This window comes from uncultured Bacteroides sp., from assembly GCF_937912035.1.
In the GTDB taxonomy this organism is placed as follows: domain Bacteria; phylum Bacteroidota; class Bacteroidia; order Bacteroidales; family Bacteroidaceae; genus Phocaeicola.
The window spans coordinates 1-19,806 of sequence record NZ_CALDPF010000048.1 but is presented as its reverse complement, the minus strand read 5'-3'; the positions used below and the strand labels follow the sequence as shown (position 1 = coordinate 19,806).

General features: G+C 38.2%; 17 protein-coding genes and 1 pseudogene. 10 read left to right on the top strand and 8 right to left on the bottom strand.

Annotation, left to right across the window (positions count from 1 at the left end):
- Positions 1-440 (top strand): annotated as a pseudogene (locus Q0486_RS13905) (alpha-galactosidase); the annotation flags it as partial.
- A gap of 41 nt (positions 441-481) precedes the next feature.
- Entirely contained in the window at positions 482-2,131 is a 1,650-nt protein-coding gene (locus Q0486_RS13900; protein ID WP_299234588.1) for a Zn-dependent hydrolase, read from the top strand.
- A 116-nt stretch (positions 2,132-2,247) separates the two neighbouring features.
- Here Q0486_RS13900 and Q0486_RS13895 read toward each other — a convergent pair whose 3' ends face one another.
- Positions 2,248-3,426 carry a phosphoribosylaminoimidazolecarboxamide formyltransferase gene (locus Q0486_RS13895; RefSeq protein ID WP_154043296.1) on the bottom strand — a complete coding sequence of 393 codons (1,179 nt, stop codon included), beginning with the start codon at positions 3,424-3,426 and terminating at the stop codon, positions 2,248-2,250.
- A 149-nt stretch (positions 3,427-3,575) separates the two neighbouring features.
- Here Q0486_RS13895 and Q0486_RS13890 point away from each other — a divergent pair, with 149 nt between their 5' ends.
- A complete protein-coding gene (locus Q0486_RS13890; protein ID WP_299234583.1) occupies positions 3,576-4,127 on the top strand; it encodes a carbonic anhydrase in 552 nt (183 codons plus the stop codon).
- Positions 4,128-4,151: 24 nt separating this feature from the next.
- Here Q0486_RS13890 and Q0486_RS13885 read toward each other — a convergent pair whose 3' ends face one another.
- Positions 4,152-5,216: a M20 family metallo-hydrolase gene (locus tag Q0486_RS13885; protein WP_235339155.1), complete on the bottom strand. Its 1,065-nt coding sequence runs from the start codon at positions 5,214-5,216 to the stop codon at positions 4,152-4,154.
- Positions 5,217-5,338: 122 nt separating this feature from the next.
- Between Q0486_RS13885 and Q0486_RS13880 the strand changes: the two genes are divergently transcribed.
- The 5 genes from Q0486_RS13880 to Q0486_RS13860 all read left to right on the top strand — a co-directional run bounded on the left by Q0486_RS13880 (position 5,339) and on the right by Q0486_RS13860 (position 9,747).
- Positions 5,339-7,144: a long-chain fatty acid--CoA ligase gene (locus Q0486_RS13880; protein WP_299234580.1), complete on the top strand. Its 1,806-nt coding sequence runs from the start codon at positions 5,339-5,341 to the stop codon at positions 7,142-7,144.
- Positions 7,145-7,197: 53 nt separating this feature from the next.
- Complete coding sequence (gene prfB, locus Q0486_RS13875) at positions 7,198-8,313, top strand: peptide chain release factor 2 (RefSeq protein ID WP_299234577.1); 1,116 nt, start codon at positions 7,198-7,200, stop codon at positions 8,311-8,313.
- A gap of 84 nt (positions 8,314-8,397) precedes the next feature.
- Positions 8,398-8,538 (top strand): hypothetical protein, encoded by a 141-nt coding sequence (locus Q0486_RS13870; protein WP_299234574.1) that lies wholly within the window; start codon positions 8,398-8,400, stop codon positions 8,536-8,538.
- Positions 8,539-8,626: 88 nt separating this feature from the next.
- Positions 8,627-9,100, top strand: coding sequence for a CYTH domain-containing protein (locus Q0486_RS13865; RefSeq protein WP_299234571.1), 474 nt, complete (start codon positions 8,627-8,629; stop codon positions 9,098-9,100).
- Between the two features lie 143 nt (positions 9,101-9,243).
- Positions 9,244-9,747 (top strand): RNA polymerase sigma factor, encoded by a 504-nt coding sequence (locus Q0486_RS13860; protein ID WP_299234568.1) that lies wholly within the window; start codon positions 9,244-9,246, stop codon positions 9,745-9,747.
- 156 nt (positions 9,748-9,903) lie between these two features.
- On the opposite strand, the gene rplS is transcribed toward Q0486_RS13860, so the two are convergent.
- The gene (gene rplS / locus Q0486_RS13855; protein ID WP_299234565.1) at positions 9,904-10,257 is read right to left on the bottom strand and encodes a 50S ribosomal protein L19; all 354 of its coding nucleotides are present in this window, start codon (positions 10,255-10,257) and stop codon (positions 9,904-9,906) included.
- Positions 10,258-10,471: 214 nt separating this feature from the next.
- Between rplS and Q0486_RS13850 the strand changes: the two genes are divergently transcribed.
- Together Q0486_RS13850 and Q0486_RS13845 are read left to right on the top strand one after the other, a co-directional pair.
- The gene (locus Q0486_RS13850) at positions 10,472-13,435 is read left to right on the top strand and encodes a glycoside hydrolase family 3 N-terminal domain-containing protein (protein ID WP_299234562.1); all 2,964 of its coding nucleotides are present in this window, start codon (positions 10,472-10,474) and stop codon (positions 13,433-13,435) included.
- A 120-nt stretch (positions 13,436-13,555) separates the two neighbouring features.
- Positions 13,556-13,723: a 4Fe-4S binding protein gene (locus tag Q0486_RS13845; protein ID WP_154043305.1), complete on the top strand. Its 168-nt coding sequence runs from the start codon at positions 13,556-13,558 to the stop codon at positions 13,721-13,723.
- A gap of 161 nt (positions 13,724-13,884) precedes the next feature.
- On the opposite strand, the gene Q0486_RS13840 is transcribed toward Q0486_RS13845, so the two are convergent.
- The 5 genes from Q0486_RS13840 to Q0486_RS13820 form a co-directional block, all read right to left on the bottom strand.
- Positions 13,885-15,078: a pyridoxal phosphate-dependent aminotransferase gene (locus Q0486_RS13840; RefSeq protein ID WP_154043306.1), complete on the bottom strand. Its 1,194-nt coding sequence runs from the start codon at positions 15,076-15,078 to the stop codon at positions 13,885-13,887.
- Between the two features lie 114 nt (positions 15,079-15,192).
- Positions 15,193-15,906 carry a Bax inhibitor-1/YccA family protein gene (locus Q0486_RS13835; RefSeq protein ID WP_299234557.1) on the bottom strand — a complete coding sequence of 238 codons (714 nt, stop codon included), beginning with the start codon at positions 15,904-15,906 and terminating at the stop codon, positions 15,193-15,195.
- 17 nt (positions 15,907-15,923) lie between these two features.
- Positions 15,924-17,138: a bifunctional 3,4-dihydroxy-2-butanone-4-phosphate synthase/GTP cyclohydrolase II gene (locus Q0486_RS13830; RefSeq protein ID WP_299234554.1), complete on the bottom strand. Its 1,215-nt coding sequence runs from the start codon at positions 17,136-17,138 to the stop codon at positions 15,924-15,926.
- An 11-nt stretch (positions 17,139-17,149) separates the two neighbouring features.
- On the bottom strand, positions 17,150-19,048 hold the full coding sequence (locus Q0486_RS13825; protein WP_299234591.1) for an LptF/LptG family permease: 1,899 nt from the start codon (positions 19,046-19,048) through the stop codon (positions 17,150-17,152).
- An 86-nt stretch (positions 19,049-19,134) separates the two neighbouring features.
- Positions 19,135-19,518 carry an START-like domain-containing protein gene (locus tag Q0486_RS13820; RefSeq protein ID WP_299234551.1) on the bottom strand — a complete coding sequence of 128 codons (384 nt, stop codon included), beginning with the start codon at positions 19,516-19,518 and terminating at the stop codon, positions 19,135-19,137.
- Between the last annotated feature and the right edge of the window lie 288 nt (positions 19,519-19,806).

Genomic DNA, 19,806 nt, shown 5'->3' with positions numbered 1-19,806 from the left:
TTTATGAAGCAGAACATGCTTTCCTGAATGATTTTGATGATTTGGCCAAACGTAAACGAAGTGTTACTTTCATGCCATTTGAATCGGCATCAGGAGGTATGACTGTAACAAATTTGGGTGGTCACAAAGATAACTATGCTTTATGGGATGAGGTTTACAGTGAAAATGGAGGGAGATATAAGATGACACTTTATTATGTTCCTTCAGAGAAAGGACGTGGAGGAATACGGGAACCTTCTGTTAACGACAGACGAATTGAAGTAAGTGTAAATGGGAATATATTTGTTATTAAGCAGCTTGAATCGGATAGGTCGACCGGTGTGAATAAGGTCGAGATACCGGTTGAGTTACATAAGGGATATAATGTAGTAAAGATAGGAAGCCGTTTGACGTTTACACCTGATATAGACTGTTTTACTCTTATTCCTGATAAGAATTGAAAAAAGAGATAAGAATAAATAAAGATAACTATCAAACAATTATGAGAAAGAAACTTTTAAATTTTTCAGCATCAGTGCTTGGAATAGCTGCGTTGGCTTCCACTATGTCGTGCAGCGAACAGAAACAACCTGAATCTCCAATGAAGGTAAAAGTGGAGGAGTATGCTCCTGTAGAGTTGAAATCTGATTTGGTAAACGGTCTTAGTGAAAACGAAAAAGAACTGGTGAAGATATTTTTTCAGGTAGGAAAAATTACAGATAATCTTTTCTGGAAACAGACATTTGGCGACAAATCACAACTTGATACAATTACCGATAGTTATGCCAAGGAATTTGCCATGATTAATTATGGTGCATGGGATCGTCTGGATGATAACAAACCTTTCATCGCCGGATATGGTGATAAACTTGATGTGTGCAATTACTATCCACACGATATAACAGCCGAAGAATTTGATACTTTCGAAGATGAAAATAAGAAATCATGGTATACAGTTATTCGCAGAAAAGACGATGGTTCTCTAAAGAGTGTATGGTATCATGATGAGTATGCCAAAGAGATAAGTCAGATTTGTACTTTGTTGGAAAAGGCAGTGACTATAGCTGAAGATCCGGGATTGAAAACCTATCTGGAAAAACGTATTGAAGCTTTCAAAACAGATGATTATCTTGCTAGTGACCTTGCATGGATGGATATGAAGGAAAGTAAGATAGATTTCGTGACAGGGCCTATAGAAAGTTATGATGATAAGTTCCAGGAGACCAAGGCCTCTTACGAGTCGTTTATCCTTCTGAAAGATGAGGCTAGAAGCAAAGATCTTGCAAAATTTGTTTCAATGCTTCCTGCACTTCAGAAAGAATTACCTTGTGCTCCTGAATACAAGACTTTTGTTCCGGGAACTTCATCCGATCTTAATGTATATGATGCGGTCTATTATGCGGGTGACTGTAATTCCGGAAGTAAGACTATCGCAATTAATCTTCCTAATGATGACAGGGTACATGCTTTGAAAGGTACTCGTCGTCTTCAGTTGAGAAATGCGATGAAAGCTAAGTTTGACAAGATTCTTATGCCGATCGGTGAACTTATCCTTACTCCGGAACAGCAGAAATATCTTAACTTCGACGCTTTCTTCTGGAATGTTACTTTCCACGAAGTAGCTCATGGATTGGGAGTAAAGCAGACTATCAATGGAAAGGGTAGTGTGGATGCCGTGATGGGTACTGAAAAAACATCTTGGGAAGAAGCCAAAGCTGATATCCTGGGTCTGTTCATGGTAGCAAAACTTGTTGAAATGGGAGAGATTACCAATATTACAACAGAAGATGCGATAGCTACATATATTGCCGGCATCTTGCGTTCTGTAAGATTTGGGGCTGCGTCATCTCATGGCAAAGCCAACATGATGTGTTTCAATTATATGGAAAAATCCGGAGCATTCTCGCGTGATGCCAAGGGACAATATGTAATAGACTTCTCGAAAGCAAAGGAGGCCATGAATTCATGGGCTGCTCTCATTCTTAAGACTCAGGGAGACGGTGATATTGAGTTTGCCACTAAGTTTAGAACTGAGAACGGCGGAATAACTCCTGCGCTTCAGGCTGATCTTGACAGGATAAATGGTGCGGGAATTCCTCGTGATATAAAATTTGTTCAGGGAAAAGAAATTCTTTTTGGAAAAGTTGATTGATGCATTTTCAGTGAACAAGGCATTAAAAAAATGATAATATATTAATAGAAAACTCCTGACAGTTAATCTTTTAAAGGTTTCTGTCAGGAGTTTTATCCTATGTATGATGCATTTTATTAATGGTGGAACAGACGAATGCCTGTGAATGCCATTGCAATGCCGTATTTATCGCAAGTTTCAATAACATGGTCATCACGTACAGAGCCACCTGCCTGTGCTATGAATTCCACACCGCTTTTGTGAGCACGTTCGATGTTGTCACCGAATGGGAAGAATGCGTCTGAGCCAAGAGCTACACCTTTAAGTGTGTCAAGCCATGCACGTTTTTCTTCGCGTGTCAATACTTCAGGTTTTTCTGTGAAGAACTGCTGCCATACTCCGTCTGCCAATACATCGTCGTGATCTTCGCTTATGTAGATATCGATAGTATTGTCGCGGTCAGCACGGCGGATCTTTTCAACCCATGGCAAGTTAAGCACCTTTGGGTGTTGACGCAGATACCAGATGTCTGCCTTGTTACCTGCAAGGCGAGTACAGTGGATACGGCTCTGCTGTCCGGCACCGATACCGATAGCCTGACCGTCCTTAACATAGCATACAGAGTTTGACTGAGTATATTTCAGAGTGATAAGCGCAATCATAAGGTCACGCTTGGCTGCATCTGTAAAGTTCTTGTTCTGAGTAGGGATGTTCTGGAACAAATCGTCGCCGTTTAGCTTGATTTCGTTTCTTCCTTGTTCGAAAGTTACACCGAACACTTCTTTTGTCTCAATTGGAGCAGGAACGTAGTTAGGATCAATCTTAATTACATTGTAAGTACCTTTACGTTTTGCCTTCAATATTTCCAAAGCAGCATCTGTATATCCTGGAGCGATTACACCATCGGATACTTCACGATTGATGAAGCGTGCTGTTTCTTCGTCGCAGATGTCGCTTAGTGCGATAAAGTCGCCGTAAGAGGACATACGGTCTGCACCGCGGGCACGTACGTAAGCATTAGCAAGCGGAGAAAGAGGAAGACCATCGACGAAATAAATTTTCTTCATTGTTTCGTCCAGTTCAAGACCGATAGCAGCACCGGCAGGGCTGACATGCTTGAATGATGTAGCAGCAGGCATTCCTGTAGCTTCTTTCAGTTCTTTTACTAGCTGCCATCCGTTCAGCGCATCAAGGAAGTTGATGTAACCGGGGCGTCCGTTCAGGACCTCAATAGGCAGTTCCCCTTCTTTCATGAAAATACGTGCAGGTTTCTGGTTAGGATTGCATCCGTATTTCAGTTCAAGTTCTTTAGCCATAATTTTTCTTGTTTATGAATTCTGTTACAAAAATACATTTTTGTCTGCTGTTTTCCTATATGGTTTGGAATTTTTTGTAATCTAAGGGTATGAATGGTAAAAAATTAAGTTTTATCTTTACAGTGTAAAATTAATATTGGAAATGTATTATGATAGACGAATTGCTTGAATACAACAAATCTTTTGTTGAAACAAAAGGATATGAGAGGTTTCTTACTACCAAGTATCCTGACAAGAAGATTGCTATTGTGACATGTATGGATACGCGCCTTATTGAGCTGCTTCCTGCCGCATTAGGACTAAAAAACGGTGACGTGAAGATTATAAAGAATGCCGGAGGTACAATTACCCATCCGTTTGGTAGTGCCATGCGAAGTCTTTTGGTGGCAATCTACGAACTTGGGGTAGAAGAGATAATGATTATAGGACATACAGACTGCGGTGTACAGCATATGGACAGCGATGAGATGCTTTCGCACATGCGTGCTCGTGGAGTGTCGCAGGATCATATAGAGATGATGGAATACTGTGATGTAAATCTGCGTTCGTGGTTGAGCGGTTTTGACGATACTGAGGATGCTGTAAGGAAGAGTGTCCATATAGTGCGACATCATCCGTTGATGCCGGCAGACGGTATAAAGGTCAGAGGATTTATTATGAATTCTGTGACTGGAAATCTTGTTGAAGTGGAAGCTGACTGATCTGTAATAAAAAAGGGTTGGAGATTATAGCTCCAACCCGTCTAACAGTTTTATATAAAGGCTTATAGCCTCTTCTATCTCATTAATCATTATGTATTCATCTGCAGTGTGAGAACGTGATGATTTTCCCGGACCAATTTTTATTGATGTGAAAGGCATGAGTGCCTGATCTGAAAGTGTAGGTGAACCGAATGGAGTTTTACCTAGCGCAATGGCACGTTTCACTATAGGATGCTCAGGTGAGATACTTGATGAGTTCAATCTGAAGGATCTCGCTTTTACCTCACTGCTGATGTGCTTCTTTATTTCCTCGAAAAGAGTTTCGTTGGAGTAACACTCATTGCTGCGTATGTCAACCACTATGCTACAAGTATCCGGTATGACGTTGTGTTGTGTTCCGGCATTGATTTGTGTCACAGTCATTTTTACAGGACCTAGTAAGGATGATTCTTTTTCGAACTTGTGAGTACGGAACCATTCTATATCCGGAAGAATCTTGTAGATTGCATTGTCACCTTCTTCACGTGCGGCATGTCCTGAACGTCCTTGTGCGGTAACATCAAGAACCATAAGACCTTTTTCGGCTATGGCAGGATTCATTTCTGTGGGTTCGCCCACTATGCCAAGTGTTATTGGAGGTAACTGTGGAAGCACACTTTCGATGCCGTTTTTGCCTGAAACCTCTTCTTCACAAGATGCCAAAAAAATAAGGTTGTATTTCTGTTCTGTAGCACTCAAGTGTTTGTAAACCTGAAAAAGGGAAACCAATGATGCACCTGCATCGTTACTTCCCAATCCAAATAGTTTTCCATTGTCTATCTTAGGGGTGAATGGTTGTTTACGCCATCCGTTGACCGGCTTTACCGTATCGATATGGGAGTTTAATAGAATTGTTGGTCTTGAAGTGTCGAACATTGGACTTATGCACCAAACATTGTTTCCCATACGTCCTGTCATGATGCCGGACTCTTCAATATAAGTTTGCAGGAAGTCGGCTGCTGCATCTTCTTCCCTGCTTATGGATGGTATCCCTATCAGAGCTTGAAGCAGCGTTACAGCTTCCGATGTGTAATAACTGGTATCTGTCATCATATTATTCTGATATTTTATGGCAAAGATATGTTTTATTTTAATATATCGTAACAGATTTGTGGTAAAATAGAAAAATATAATTAACTTTGCGTATTAAGAATTCTAAATAAGTATATAAAATGGGCAAATCGTTTTTGTCGGACCTTGTTTTCCGCCAGGCAAAGAAATATGGTGAGAGGGTAGCTCTCAAGTATCGTGATTATTCCATATCTTCGTGGATTTCAGTTTCATGGAACAAATTTGCAGAAAAAGTAAAATATGCTTCACGTGCTATGGTGGCATTGGGCATCAATGAACAGGAGAACGTTGGGGTCTTTTCTCAGAATATGCCTGAATGTTTCTATGTTGATTTCGGAGCTTATGCTACAAGAGTTGTGACAATACCCCTATATGCCACAAGTTCTGAAGCACAGGTACACTATATCGTGCAGGATGCATCTATAAGGTATATTTTCGTTGGCGAACAGTATCAGTATGAAGTGGCACGTCGTGTGCAGGGCTTGTGCAGGTCTTTAAAACAGATTATTATATTTGATCCTAACGTAAAACGTCTTCCGGGAGATACTAATTCCATATATTTTGATGAATTTCTGGAAAAAGGTAAGGATGAATCTTTGCAGGAGATAGTTGACAAACGTATAGAGGCTTCTTCTCCTCAGGATTTGGCAAATATTTTATATACTTCGGGCACTACGGGTGAATCTAAAGGTGTAATGTTGCATCATTCTTGTTTCGAATTCGGTATAAAGGCGCATTACGGACGTCTGAAGACTCTTTCGGATAATGATGTAATAATGAACTTCCTGCCTTTTACTCATATATTCGAGCGTGCATGGTCATATCTGTGTATTGATATGGGATGTACATTGTGTATAAATCTTCGTCCTGCCGATATACAAAAAACAATTAAGGAGATACGTCCTACTGCTATGTGTAGTGTTCCCCGTTTCTGGGAAAAGGTATATGCAGGCGTAATGGAAAAGATAAACGAGACTACCGGTGTCAAGAAGAAACTGATGCTGGATGCTTTGAAGGTGGGAAAAGAATATAACATCGATTGTCTGATGAATGGCAAGGAGCCTTCTCCTATCTTGAAACTTAAATACAAGTTCTATGAGAAGACAATATATAGCTTGTTAAAGAAGACTATAGGTATAGAGAATGGAAACTTCTTCCCGACAGCAGGAGCCTCTATTCCGCCTAAAGTAGAGGAATTTGTAAGATCGGTAGGCATAAACATGATTGCAGGTTATGGACTGACTGAGACAACAGCTACTGTTACTTGCCAGTGGATTGATGATTTTAAAATAGGATCTGTTGGTAGGGTATTACCAGGCGTGGAGATAAAGATTGGCGAAAATAATGAGATCCTCGTAAAAGGTGAGACTGTAACCAAAGGCTATTACAATAAGGAAGCTATAACAAAGGACGCATTTACACCTGACGGATGGTTCCATACCGGTGATGCAGGATATATTGAGGGCGGACGTCTGTATTTGACGGACCGTATAAAAGATTTGTTCAAGACATCTAATGGTAAATATATTGCTCCTCAGGCTATTGAAACAAAACTGGTGGTTGATAAGTATATTGATCAGATTTCAATTATAGCCGATCAGAGAAAATATGTTTCTGCTTTGATTGTTCCTGAATATTCGCAGGTCAAGGCATACGCTGAAAGCAAAGGAATTAAATATTCCGATATGAAGGATTTGCTTGCGAAACCGGAAATCCAGGAACTGTTCCGTATGCGTATAGATACGCTTCAACAGGAATTTGCTCATTATGAACAGATAAAGAAATTTACTTTGCTGCCTGAACCTTTCAGCATGGAAAAGGGTGAGCTGACAAATACATTGAAAATAAAGAGACCTGTATTGATGAAGAATTATGCAGATCTGATAGAGAAGATGTATGAGGAGTAACTTGGTCATTTTGTGTTTTTTGACTAACTTTGTAGCCGCAAAAAAGAAATAAGATGATTACAATAGAACAACTCAAGGATTTAAAGGAACGTACAGAGGCTCTTTACCGCTATTTGGATATTGAAAACAAGCAGGTTCAGGTGGAGGAAGAACAGCTCCGCACACAGGCTCCGGGCTTCTGGGATGATGCAAAGAAGGCTGAAGCACAAATGAAAAAGGTAAAAGGACTTCAGGCCTGGATTGATGGATATAAGGAGGTTAAAACTCTTGTTGATGAACTTGAACTGTCATTCGATTTCTTCAAGGATGAATTGGTGACAGAACAGGAAGTTGATGAAGCTTATAATAAGGCTCAGACGGCTGTTGAGGAACTTGAACTGAAGAACATGCTTCGTTCTGAAGCTGACCAAATGGATTGCGTACTGAAAATAAATTCAGGTGCAGGAGGTACTGAAAGCCAGGACTGGTCGTCAATGCTTATGCGTATGTATATGCGTTGGGCTGAAAGTAATGGTTATAAACTTTCTGTAGCAAACCTTCAGGAAGGTGATGAGGCCGGTATCAAAACTGTGACTATGAATATAGAAGGTCCATATGCATATGGTTATCTGAAAGGAGAAAACGGTGTTCATCGTTTGGTTAGAGTTTCTCCATATAATGCTCAGGGAAAGCGTATGACTTCATTTGCTTCTGTTTTCGTTACCCCTTTGGTTGACGATTCTATTGAAGTTACCATTGAACCGGCACGTATGTCATGGGATACATTCCGAAGTGGTGGTGCAGGTGGTCAGAACGTAAATAAGGTAGAATCCGGAGTTCGTTTGCGCTATCAGTATAAAGACCCTTATACAGGTGAAGAGGAAGAAATCCTTATTGAAAACACTGAGACTCGAGACCAGCCTAAGAATAAGGAAAACGCTATGCGTCAGTTGCGTTCTATCCTTTATGATAAAGAACTCCAGCACCGTATGGAAGAACAGGCCAAGGTAGAAGCCGGAAAGAAGAAGATAGAGTGGGGCTCGCAGATAAGAAGTTATGTATTCGACGACCGTCGTGTAAAAGACCATCGTACGAATTATCAGACATCAGATGTGAATGGTGTTATGGATGGTAAGATAGATGGCTTTATAAAAGCATATCTGATGGAGTTCTCTGATAGTGAAGTTTGATTTCTTATAATTTTTTGTGTTCTGTTTTTGGTATTTATTATTTAAATAGTAATTTTGGGGTAATTAACAATAAAAATATTTGCTATGAGCCAGAAACATAACATTAAGAGACAGAATTACGAGAAGCGTCAAGAAGAAAAGGCTGACAAAGTGTTCAAGATAGTATGTATTTCTATATTTGTGTTGGGAATACTATTAGCTGTAGCATATAGTGTAGCTGCTTGATTTTTCTAAAGTATAAATAAAGGCTGCTGAATATTGAACATTATTCGGCAGCCTTTGTTCTATTTATAAACTTAATTTTCTAAATGATATGTCGCAGGAGATTGAAAGAAAATTTTTGGTTAGGGATTCTTCTTATAAGGATATGGCATTCTCTTCTTCCAGAATAATTCAGGGATATATATGCAGTGACAGAGGCAGAACTGTTAGAGTAAGAATAAGAGATGAAAAAGGTTTCATTACTATTAAAGGAGCATCTACTGATAATGGTCTGAGCAGATATGAATGGGAACATGAAATTCCTGTTGAAGAAGCGCGTGAGTTGATGAAACTTTGCCAGCCTGGGATGATTGATAAGACAAGGTATCTTGTAAAATCCGGTAAACATACATTTGAGGTTGATGAGTTTTATGGAGAGAATGAAGGTCTTGTAGTGGCTGAAGTTGAACTTAGCAGTGTAGATGAAGAGTATGAAGTTCCTCCGTTTTTAGGTGAAGAAGTTACAGGCCAGGTGAAGTATTATAACTCTTTTCTCATGAAATGTCCGTTCAAGGAGTGGAAATAATACCGAAAAACTATCATTTTATGGGGTAAAAACTGTTTTCACCCCTTTGAATGTCTGATTTAAGGGGATGACGGTGGCTTGTTATATATAACTTTGTGATGTGAAAATCAAACAGTTATAGAAAATAATAAACCAATAAGAATATGAAAACAGCTACTTTCGCACAAAATTTGCTAAATGTGCAGTCTGACCTTTTGAACTTTGCTTATAAGCTTACATCCGATTATGAAGATGCAAATGACCTGCTTCAGGAAACATCATTAAAAGCATTGGATAATGAGGAGAAGTATACAGAAGAGACAAACTTCAAAGGATGGATTTACACTATAATGCGTAATATCTTTATAAATAATTATAGAAAGACATTGCGTGATCAGACTTATGTAGACCAGACAGACAACTCATATTTTATAAATAAGGGTTTCGATCTGGAGGGTGATTCTACAGAGGGAGCATACGATCTTAAGGAGATGAGACGTATAGTGAATTCATTGCCTGGCGAATATAGAATTCCTTTTTCAATGTTTGTAGCCGGATTCAAATACCGTGAGATAGCTGAAAAGCTTAATCTCCCATTGGGAACAGTGAAGAGTAGAATTTTCTTTACCAGACAGAAACTTCAGGAGGAACTTAAGGATTTTAGATGATAAATATATTGTTCAATAAGTTTCATGGTAATTATATTTTATAGAGTGGGTCTTTTGTTAAAGTCGCTCTATTTTTTATACTATCGGAATGTATATGAAACAAAAAAGGTCTGCAATTGCAGACCTTTTTTATGTAAGGAAAAATAGTTTTCAAGATTATGCGTTAACACGTTTTTCCTGAATTCTAGCCTTCTTACCAGTAAGAGCACGCAAGTAGTACAATTTAGCACGACGTACTTTACCGATTTTGTTGACAGTAATGCTGTCGATAGCTGGAGATTCCAATGGGAAGATACGTTCTACACCAACTGTACCAGACATCTTACGTACAGTGAAACGTTTCTTTTCACCATGACCAGAAATTTTGATAACAACACCGCGATACAACTGAACGCGTTCCTTGCTACCTTCAACGATACGGTATGCTACTGTTACTGTATCACCAGCTTTGAATGAAGGATGCTGTTTGCCAGTAGCAAATGCTTCTTCTGCAATTTTAATTAAATCCATTGTTTCTTATAAATTAAATTGTTTATCGTTACAACGCAACATATCAAGTAACACTTCATGACAGCGATTGCGCGAAAGCGGTGCAAAGGTACTTCTTTTCTGTCACATTGCAAACTCTTTGTCCCTTTTTTTTCATACATTGTCTCTTTTCTTGTAGGATTTATGTTTTTTATTTAAATTCGCAGTAATATATAGTCATTAATAGAATAAGGTTATGAGGAAAGGTTTATTGGCATGCATGCTGATATTATTGTCTTTATGCGTAAATGCACAAACAGATTTTATATATAAAAACGTAGATAATCAGACAGAATGCCGTAATTGGGTGAATTCTAAGCTTCAATCACTGACTTTGAAGCAGAAAATAGGGCAGTTGTTTATACATACTGTTGCTCCGTACACCACCCAGCAGAATAAACAGAATATAGCGGACGCTGTGAAAGAATATGGAGTAGGAGGTCTGCTCTTTTCCGGTGGTGAGTTGCAGAAACAAGTGGAACTTACAAATTATGCCCAAAGTATGGCTGATATTCCTTTACTGATTACGTTTGATGGTGAATGGGGATTGGCTATGCGTCTGAAGGGTACTCCTTCTTTTCCTAGGAACAGAGTATTGGGATGTATTCAGAATGATACTCTGATTTATGATTATGGAAAGGAAGTGGCAAGACAATTGAAGGAAATAGGAGTTCATATAAATTTTGCTCCTGTAGCTGATATAGATAATAATCCAAAGAATCCTGTTATAAATACACGTTCGTTTGGTAGTGATAGGGATTTGGTTGCGCGAAAAGTGTTGGCTTATTCAAAAGGTCTGGAAGATGGAGGCGTTTTGGCTGTCTGTAAGCATTTCCCAGGACATGGTGATACTGAGGTGGATTCTCACAAGGCTTTGCCAGTATTGCCTTTCAGTAGAGAAAGGTTGGATAGCATTGAATTATATCCTTTCAGAAAAGCTATTGATGCAGGTGTCGGTGGAATTATGGTAGGACATCTTAATATCCCTGTTTTGGATAATAAGGCTGCATCGGTTTCGTATAATATAGTAACAAGATTGCTTAAAGAAGAATTGAAATTCAAGGGTTTGGTATTTACTGATGCACTTGAAATGAAAGGAATCTCTAATAACCCTTACGTATCAGCACAGGCTTTGGCTGCTGGAAATGATATAGTCTTGGCACCAAGAAATCTCCAACGTGAACTAGAAGGAGTATTGAAAGCTGTAAAAGAAGGAAAAATTACAGAAGAACAGATCGATGAGAAGTGTCGTAAGGTACTGACATATAAATATGCTTTTGGACTGAACTCTCGCCCTTCAGTAGATAAGGATAATGTTATTACAAGAATAAAAAAAGCATATACAGACAATCTGATGAACAGTATTAAGAAATCTTCTGTAACAGTAGTGAAAGATTCTGATGAAATGTTGCCGCTTGACTTATCTCTTTCCGGTACTGTAGTACTTAATGTTTCTTCTACATTGTCCGAAACATATCCTTTTTTTAACAGGATAAACAAGACATATCCTGTTACGTGGTTACATGCAAATCTGGATTCTCTTCAATATTTGAAGAAAAGAATTACGCCTGCGCAGAGGATTATTGTTGCGGTGTATTCGTCAAAGATTGATAAATATAAGAAGATTTTAACAGAATTAGCTAAGGGTAAACCTACCATTCTGGTCTGCTTCAATTCTCATAAAGTATTGCAGAGTTTGCAGGATGTAGTGGCTCAGTCGTCTGCTGTAGTATTGGCTCATTCGGATGATAGAGTGGTTCAGGAATTTGTGGCGGATGCACTGTTGGGTAATCAGAGGGTTGATGGAAGATTATCTGTCGATCTGAATGATGAGTATAAGGCTGGAACTGGTGTCGTGGTTGATCCTGATAAACCTAGAAGATATAAGCCGGAAGAGTTTGGAATGAATTCTAAAATGCTTTCTCGAATAGATAGTATAGCCAGATATGGAATAGAACAAGGAGCTTATCCGGGATGTCATGTATTGGTATGGAAAAACGGATATCAAGTTTATAACAAATGTTTTGGAACACATACATACGAATCTAAGCGTAAAGTGAGAGAGAATGATTTGTATGACCTAGCTTCTTTATCAAAAACAACGGGTACTATGTTGGCAGTAATGAAGCTATATGATGAAGGAAAAATAAATCTTACAGATAAAATTTCTGATTATGTTCCAATTCTTAAGACAACTGACAAAAAAAATATAACAATACAGCAATTACTGTATCATGAGTCAGGTTTGCCTGCATATTTGCCTTTTTACATGAAGGCAATAAACACAAAAAGCTGCAAGGGGGGAATGTACAAAAAATTCAGAGATGCAGACCATAAAGTGAAGGTAGGTGATGCATTATATATATGTACTAGCTATGATTTCCTTGATGAATGGGTGGCGGAGAAGGATACGGTAGGGTATACTTTAAAAGTAGCCGATAATATTTATGTCAAGCCAGAATTTAAGAATGTTGTATTGCAGGAAATAGCTGATGCTAACCTTAAAGGCCGTTCTTATAGATACAGTTGTTTGAATTTTATGCTTCTTAAAGAGGCTGTTGAGAATATATCAGGAGTACAAATGGACAAATATTTGGAAGATAATTTCTATAAACCTATGGGACTTGTGCATACATTATATAATCCTTTGACTAGATATGATAAAGATGAAATAGTACCTACGGTGAAAGAGGATTTCTTGAGGAGAGGACCTGTTCATGGATATGTGCATGATGAGGCTGCTGCTATGCTTGGAGGAGTGTCTGGTAATGCCGGATTATTTTCTACTGCCAAAGAGGTGGCAACGATTTATCAGATGCTTCTTGATAGAGGTGTGATGGGAGACCGCAGATATCTTTCGCGTGCTACATGTGAACTGTTTCTGACTATGAAATCAAAAAACAGCAGACGAGGATTGGGGTTTGACAAACCTGACCCTAACAATCCGGATAATGGATATTGTGCACCGGAAACTCCGGCATCTGTATTTGGACATACTGGATTTACCGGGACTTGTGCTTGGGCAGATCCGGATAATGACTTGGTTTTTGTTTTTCTTTGTAACAGAATATATCCAAATCCGTGTGACAGGAAAAATCTTATGAAACTGAAAATACGTCCTGCAATACAACAGACAATATATCAGGCTATAATGAAATGACTTTATTTAGACGATGTACAAATTACCTACTTTATGCAATGTGGATGTTACAATTATGAGTAAAAATACTAACTTTGCATAAACAATTAGTACTAATAATAACTTAATTTTTTTACAACAATGGCTTACGTAATTAGTGACGATTGTATCGCTTGCGGTACTTGTATCGATGAATGCCCAGTAGGTGCAATTTCTGAAGGTGACAAATATTCAATCAACCCAGATGCTTGTACAGAATGTGGTACTTGCGCTGATGTTTGTCCTTCTGAAGCTATTCATCAGGGATAATATCCAGTCGTCGATTTATGACAACGAATTTAGGCTGCTCCAATTAGGGGTAGCCTTTTTTTATGCGTTGTTGTTGAGTGGAGTTATTGGTGGAATATAAAAATAGAGGCTATCTCAAATTGAATTTTGAAACAGCCTCTATTATGTATAGGGAATTCAGATTACTTCAGGCGAGCCAAAGTCTCTTTAATTCTGCGCATTGATTCTACAATGTTTTCGTCAGAAGTAGCATAGCTCATACGGATACATTCAGGAGCACCGAATGATGTACCTCCCACGCATGCTACGTGACCTACTTCAAGAAGATACATTGCAAGGTCGTCAGAGTTGTTTATCACTCTGTCGCCGTCTTTCTTACCGAAGAAAGAATCACATTTAGGGAACAGATAGAATGCTCCTTGTGGAGTGTTTACTTCGAATCCAGGGATTTCTTTTGCCAGTTTTACAATCAGGTCACGACGACGTTCGAATGCCTTACGCATTTCTTCTACAGGAGCCTGTGTACCTGTATATGCTGCTTCTGCTGCTTTCTGTGATACAGAACATGGACCAGAGGTGTACTGTCCTTGCAGTTTGTTTACACCTTTTACAATCCATTCCGGACCGGCAATGAAACCAATACGCCATCCAGTCATTGCATAAGCTTTAGAAACACCGTTTACGATAACCACACGGTCTTTGATTTCTGCAAACTGTGCGATACTCTCGTGCTTTCCGATGTAGTTGATGTGTTCGTATATTTCGTCAGCAATAACAATTACACGTTCGTGTTTTGCAAGCACTGCTGCCAAACCAGCCAATTCTTCTTTTGTATAAACAGAACCTGTTGGGTTAGAAGGAGAACATAAGATAAGTGCACGTGTTTTAGGAGTGATAGTAGCTTCAAGTTGTTCAGGAGTGATCTTGAAGTCCTGATCTATACCTGCGCTTACTATGACAGGAGTACCTTCTGCCAATTTTACCATTTCAGGATAGCTAACCCAGTATGGTGCAGGAACGATAACCTCGTCACCTTTGTTGATAAGGGCCATGATAGTGTTGCAAACAGACTGTTTTGCACCGTTTGCACAACTGATTTGTGCTGCTGTATATTCAAGTCCGTTTTCTTTCTTCAATTTCTCTACAATAGCGTTACGTAGAGCCGGATATCCCGGAACTGGTGAATAACGTGAGAAATTGTCATCAATAGCCTGTTTTGCTGCTTCTTTGATGTGATCCGGTGTATTGAAATCAGGTTCACCTACACTTAGATTGATTACGTCAATACCCTGCGCTTTTAATTCGCTGCTTTTTTGCGACATAGCCAATGTAGCCGATGGCGACAGGCTGTTCAAACGATCTGAAAGTTGGTTCATTGTTAGTCCTTGTTTAAATGTTGAATTATTCTGCAAAATAAGCTATTTCTTGTGAATTACGCAAAAGAAATAACTTTGAAAATATAAAAAATGCCGCATAAAGCGGCATTTGATTTACTTTCTGTCTCCCAATATTCTGAGTAGGTAGATGAATAGGTTTATGAAGTCCAAATAAAGTGTAAGTGCGCCTAAAAGTGCAATTTTCTGTGTTGACTCGTTCACTTCTATATCATCACCGCTAAGAAGATGTTTAATTTTTTGTGCATCGTATGCAGTAAGTCCCACAAAAAGAAGAACTCCTACATAAGATATTATCATGTCCATCATGGAGTTGTGTAGGAACATATTTACCAATGATGCAATGATGATACCTATTACCCCCATTATACAGAGGTTACCTATACGTGTAAGATCTTTTTTAGTTACATAGCCGAATATAGCCATTGCTCCGAATGTTCCTGCAGTAACGAAGAATGTAGTTGCTATGGACCCCATTGTATATACTAGAAACAGAATTGACATCGTCATTCCGTTAAGTATTGAGTAGGCAATGAACAATAGGGTAGCTGTGGTGAAGCTGATCTTGTTTATTCTGGCAGTCATATACATTACCAGTACTACTTCAGCAATAAGTATTCCCCAAAACATCATAGAGTTTTGTGTAATGAGGTTAAGGATTGTCATCGATTTGGCCATATACATGGCTGTCAAACCTGTTATAGCCAATGCTAAGGTCATCCATGTATAAACACTGCGCATTAAAGCGTTTTGGGCCACTTTCGATTTATATGAATCTTGTAACAGATTCTTGCTTTCGATAATATTCATGGTTATTTTATATTAGTTTATTTATTAAAATGAAGAGTATGTCCCATACGTTCTTTCTTTGTATGAAGATATCTTTCGTTGAACTCGTTGGGAGTTACCTCAATTGGTACATTTTCTACTATTTCTATTCCATATGCTTCCAGACCGACTCTTTTTACAGGATTGTTTGTAAGAAGACGCATTTTGGTGATACCTATTTCTCTTAGAATTTGTGCACCTACTCCGTAGTCGCGTTCATCGGCTTGATGGCCTAGACAGATATTAGCATCTACTGTGTCCATACCTTCTTCCTGAAGTTTGTAGGCTTTCATTTTTTCCATTAGTCCAATGCCTCTTCCTTCTTGGTTAAGATAGATTATTGCACCTTTGCCTTCTTTGTCAATAAGCTCCATAGCCTTATGAAGCTGTTCGCCACAGTCGCATCTCATTGAACCGAAGATGTCACCCGTTGCACATGAAGAATGGACTCTTACCAATACAGGTTCGTCCGGAGTAAAATTTCCTTTAATTAGTGCCACATGCTCCAGTCCGTTGCTTTTTTGTCGGAAAGGTATGAGTCTGAAATGTCCGTATTCAGTAGGCATGTCTACCTCCACTCCTTTTTCTACCAATGACTCTTGCTTCAGACGATATGCTATAAGGTCTGCTATGGAAATAAGCTTGAAGCCGAATTCGTCTGCAATTTTTCTAAGTTCAGGCAGACGTGCCATTGTTCCATCTTCATTCATTACTTCCATAAGTGCTGCCGCAGGATATAGTCCTGCAAGACGTGCCAGATCAATTGATGCTTCCGTATGTCCAGCTCTACGAAGTACCCCTTTGTCCTGTGCATAAAGCGGATTGATATGTCCAGGACGCCCGAATGTTTCAGGTGTTGATTTAGGGTCTGCTAATGCTTTTATCGTAGCAGCTCTGTCAGCTGCTGAAACTCCAGTTGTACACCCTTCCAATTTATCGATTGTTATTGTGAATGGAGTTCCTAGTATTGAAGTGTTGTTTGAAACTTGTCTAGGTAAGTCAAGCTCGTCACATCTTGATATAGTGATAGGTGCACATAAAACACCTCTGGCATGTTTCAGCATGAAGTTTACTTTTTCCGGTGTGATAAGTTCAGCTGCAACTATCATATCGCCTTCGTTTTCGCGGTCTTCGTCATCCACCACCAAGACGATTTCACCTTTACGGAAGTCTTCTATTGCTTCTTCGATTGTGTTCAGTTTGATTTTATCCATAATGTTTGCTTCTATTGTAATATGTTGTTTTTTATTCTTTCCTGTATGTCTCTGCTAGTTTTGATTATTATCTTAAGGTCCTTGTCAAGTACTACCCTATGTCTCCATATATTCAGCCAAATGATAATACCTGCCGGGACTATGATTCCTAGTATCAGGTTGAGCCATATTTTATCTGATACACTTTTGTGTGCTTTTATAAATAAAAACGGATAGTTGTTCAGATTGTTCAATACAATAGCGTCTTTTGAATTTGATAGTTCTTCTATTACATCTTCAATCTGTTGACTGATTTCTTTTACATAGTCATCATGGGTATGATTGGTGAATATTTTATAATAGTTAGGTGGTCCCAATAATTTGTGAGTGTTTGAATAGTCTTCACATTTCTGGCATATATTATCTAATCTTTCGTAAATTGTTTGATAATCCGGACTATATATTATAACTTCTTTTCTAAAGATATGTCTTGACTGTCTCAAACCAAATATTTTTCTGAAAAAAGCTTTATATACATCTATATTGAATACAACAGAGTCTTTGTTTGATTTATATGTCAGAAATATACCCATCGGTGCTAAAACTATACTACTCATCCAAGTTCCCAGTATGATATTCATTTCTCCACTTTTAGCAACACGTGTTGCGCCGGAATCTATAATATAATAAAGGATGAATATTAATACAGATATTACTACAGGCATTCCAAGTCCACCTTTTCTGATTATAGCACCGAGTGGTGCACCTATGAAGAAGAAAAATACACACGCAAATGAAAGTGTTATTTTCTTATGCCAGTCCGATTTATGCGAACGGATACTTTTGTCATTGTCTTGCGTTACGAATGATTTCATGCTCCAATCCGAACTTAACGATGACATTCTTCTTTCAGTCGTTGATAGCATTTTAAGCTTTTCATCCGAACTCAGCGAGCGGTAAATACTGTCTGTATTGATAATTGTCAGATGTTGTTCTATTATTTTTATAGAATCCGCTTTACTAAGTTCAGTCATTTTATATGTGGAGGACATTATTTCATTATGCATGGCCCTTCCTACACTGTCTGTATATATCGTTAATGAATCTATAGTGGCAGTAATTTCTCTCATGTTTTTTATGTCTGAGCGTCTGTTGAGGAAACTGCCATCTACCATATTAAACTCAGCGTCAAAATCTATCAGAGTATGTTTCTCGCTGAATGTTTCTCTTCTGTAAGGCACATTTTTTGAGTCAATGTTCTGTGATTTTAGGTTCTCAAACAGCTCTCCATTGTATAGATGTAAATACAAGTGTTTTTTATCTGCTGTAAGCTCAAGTTTTCCTTCTTCTGCCCATATAATACGTGCATTTTCGAAACCGTCGGAAAAATTATATATCAATACATCTTTCAAGATACCGGTCTCTCGGTCTTTTTTGTTTACGTATATATTGTAACCTTCTATATCTGAATAGAATACTTTTTCAGGAATATCTACTTCGGGTGATTTTTGTTTCATAGATACAAGCAAAGTCCATAATTCTTTTTGTGCTTTGGGACCTATGACATTTTGGAAATAGAATGAAGTTAGTCCCAAAGCCAGACACAATATTGCAATAGGACGCATTATTCTTAATAGAGGTATACCTGCTGCTTTCATTGATAGTAATTCGTATCTTTCTCCGAAGTTACCAAATGTCATAAGAGCGGCAAGAAGTATGGCTAATGGTAGAGATATTGGTATAAGTGTTAATGCCGAAAGAAAGAAGAACTGTGCTAGAATAGCAAGTTCCAGACCTTTTCCTACCAGCTCGTCAACATATCTCCATAAAAATTGCATCATGAAGATGAACAGGCATATAAAGAATGTTCCTGCAAAGAGTAAAGTAAAACTCTTGAGAACGAATATATCTAATTTTTTTATACGTAGTATTCCCATCATTTTATTTTATGATGCAAAAATAGCATAAAATATGGATAGGGGGGTAATGTTTTGTATATTTTTAATTTATATACAGTTTATAATCCGAAAACCCTTCTAAGGACATCTATTTGTGAATTCCAAAGATTGATAGTGTCTTCTTCATCGTCTGGTTCAGAAAAGTCGGTAACTTCCAAAATGTGGTCTGACGTAAGCTCATTATAAAGAATTTTAAATTCAAAAAAAGATTTTGGCTCTTCGTCGTCTTTCCAATGAAATCTTATGAAATTTTCTGAGCGTGTATTTGTTATGTCTGCATCCCTGCTCTCGGTCTTTCCCCATTTGAAAGTGTAAGTTTTACCGTTTTTAGTTACTTTGTCGGCGAACCATCTTTCAAGTCCGGCCGGTGTACTTATAGCATTCCATAATATTATTCCTGATGTGGGATTCAGAGGATATTCTATTTTTAACTTTCTTTTCATATAACTTTATGTTTTTCTTTTCTCATGATTTATAATTGGCGCAAATTAAGTTATTTTTTTTCATTTTTTGATGATTCATTTTATATTATACAACATACAGTATGATTCTTGATGATTTATTTGTCAATAAGTTTTTAAGTAATTTATGCTTTAAATTAAGATCTTTCTTTAATGTTATTTTTTTTACAAAAAAACTTAAGTGAATATTTGCTTATTTCGGAAAATAACTATACCTTTGCACCCGCAATCGAGAAACAATGGCGGGATAGCTCAGCTGGTTAGAGCGCA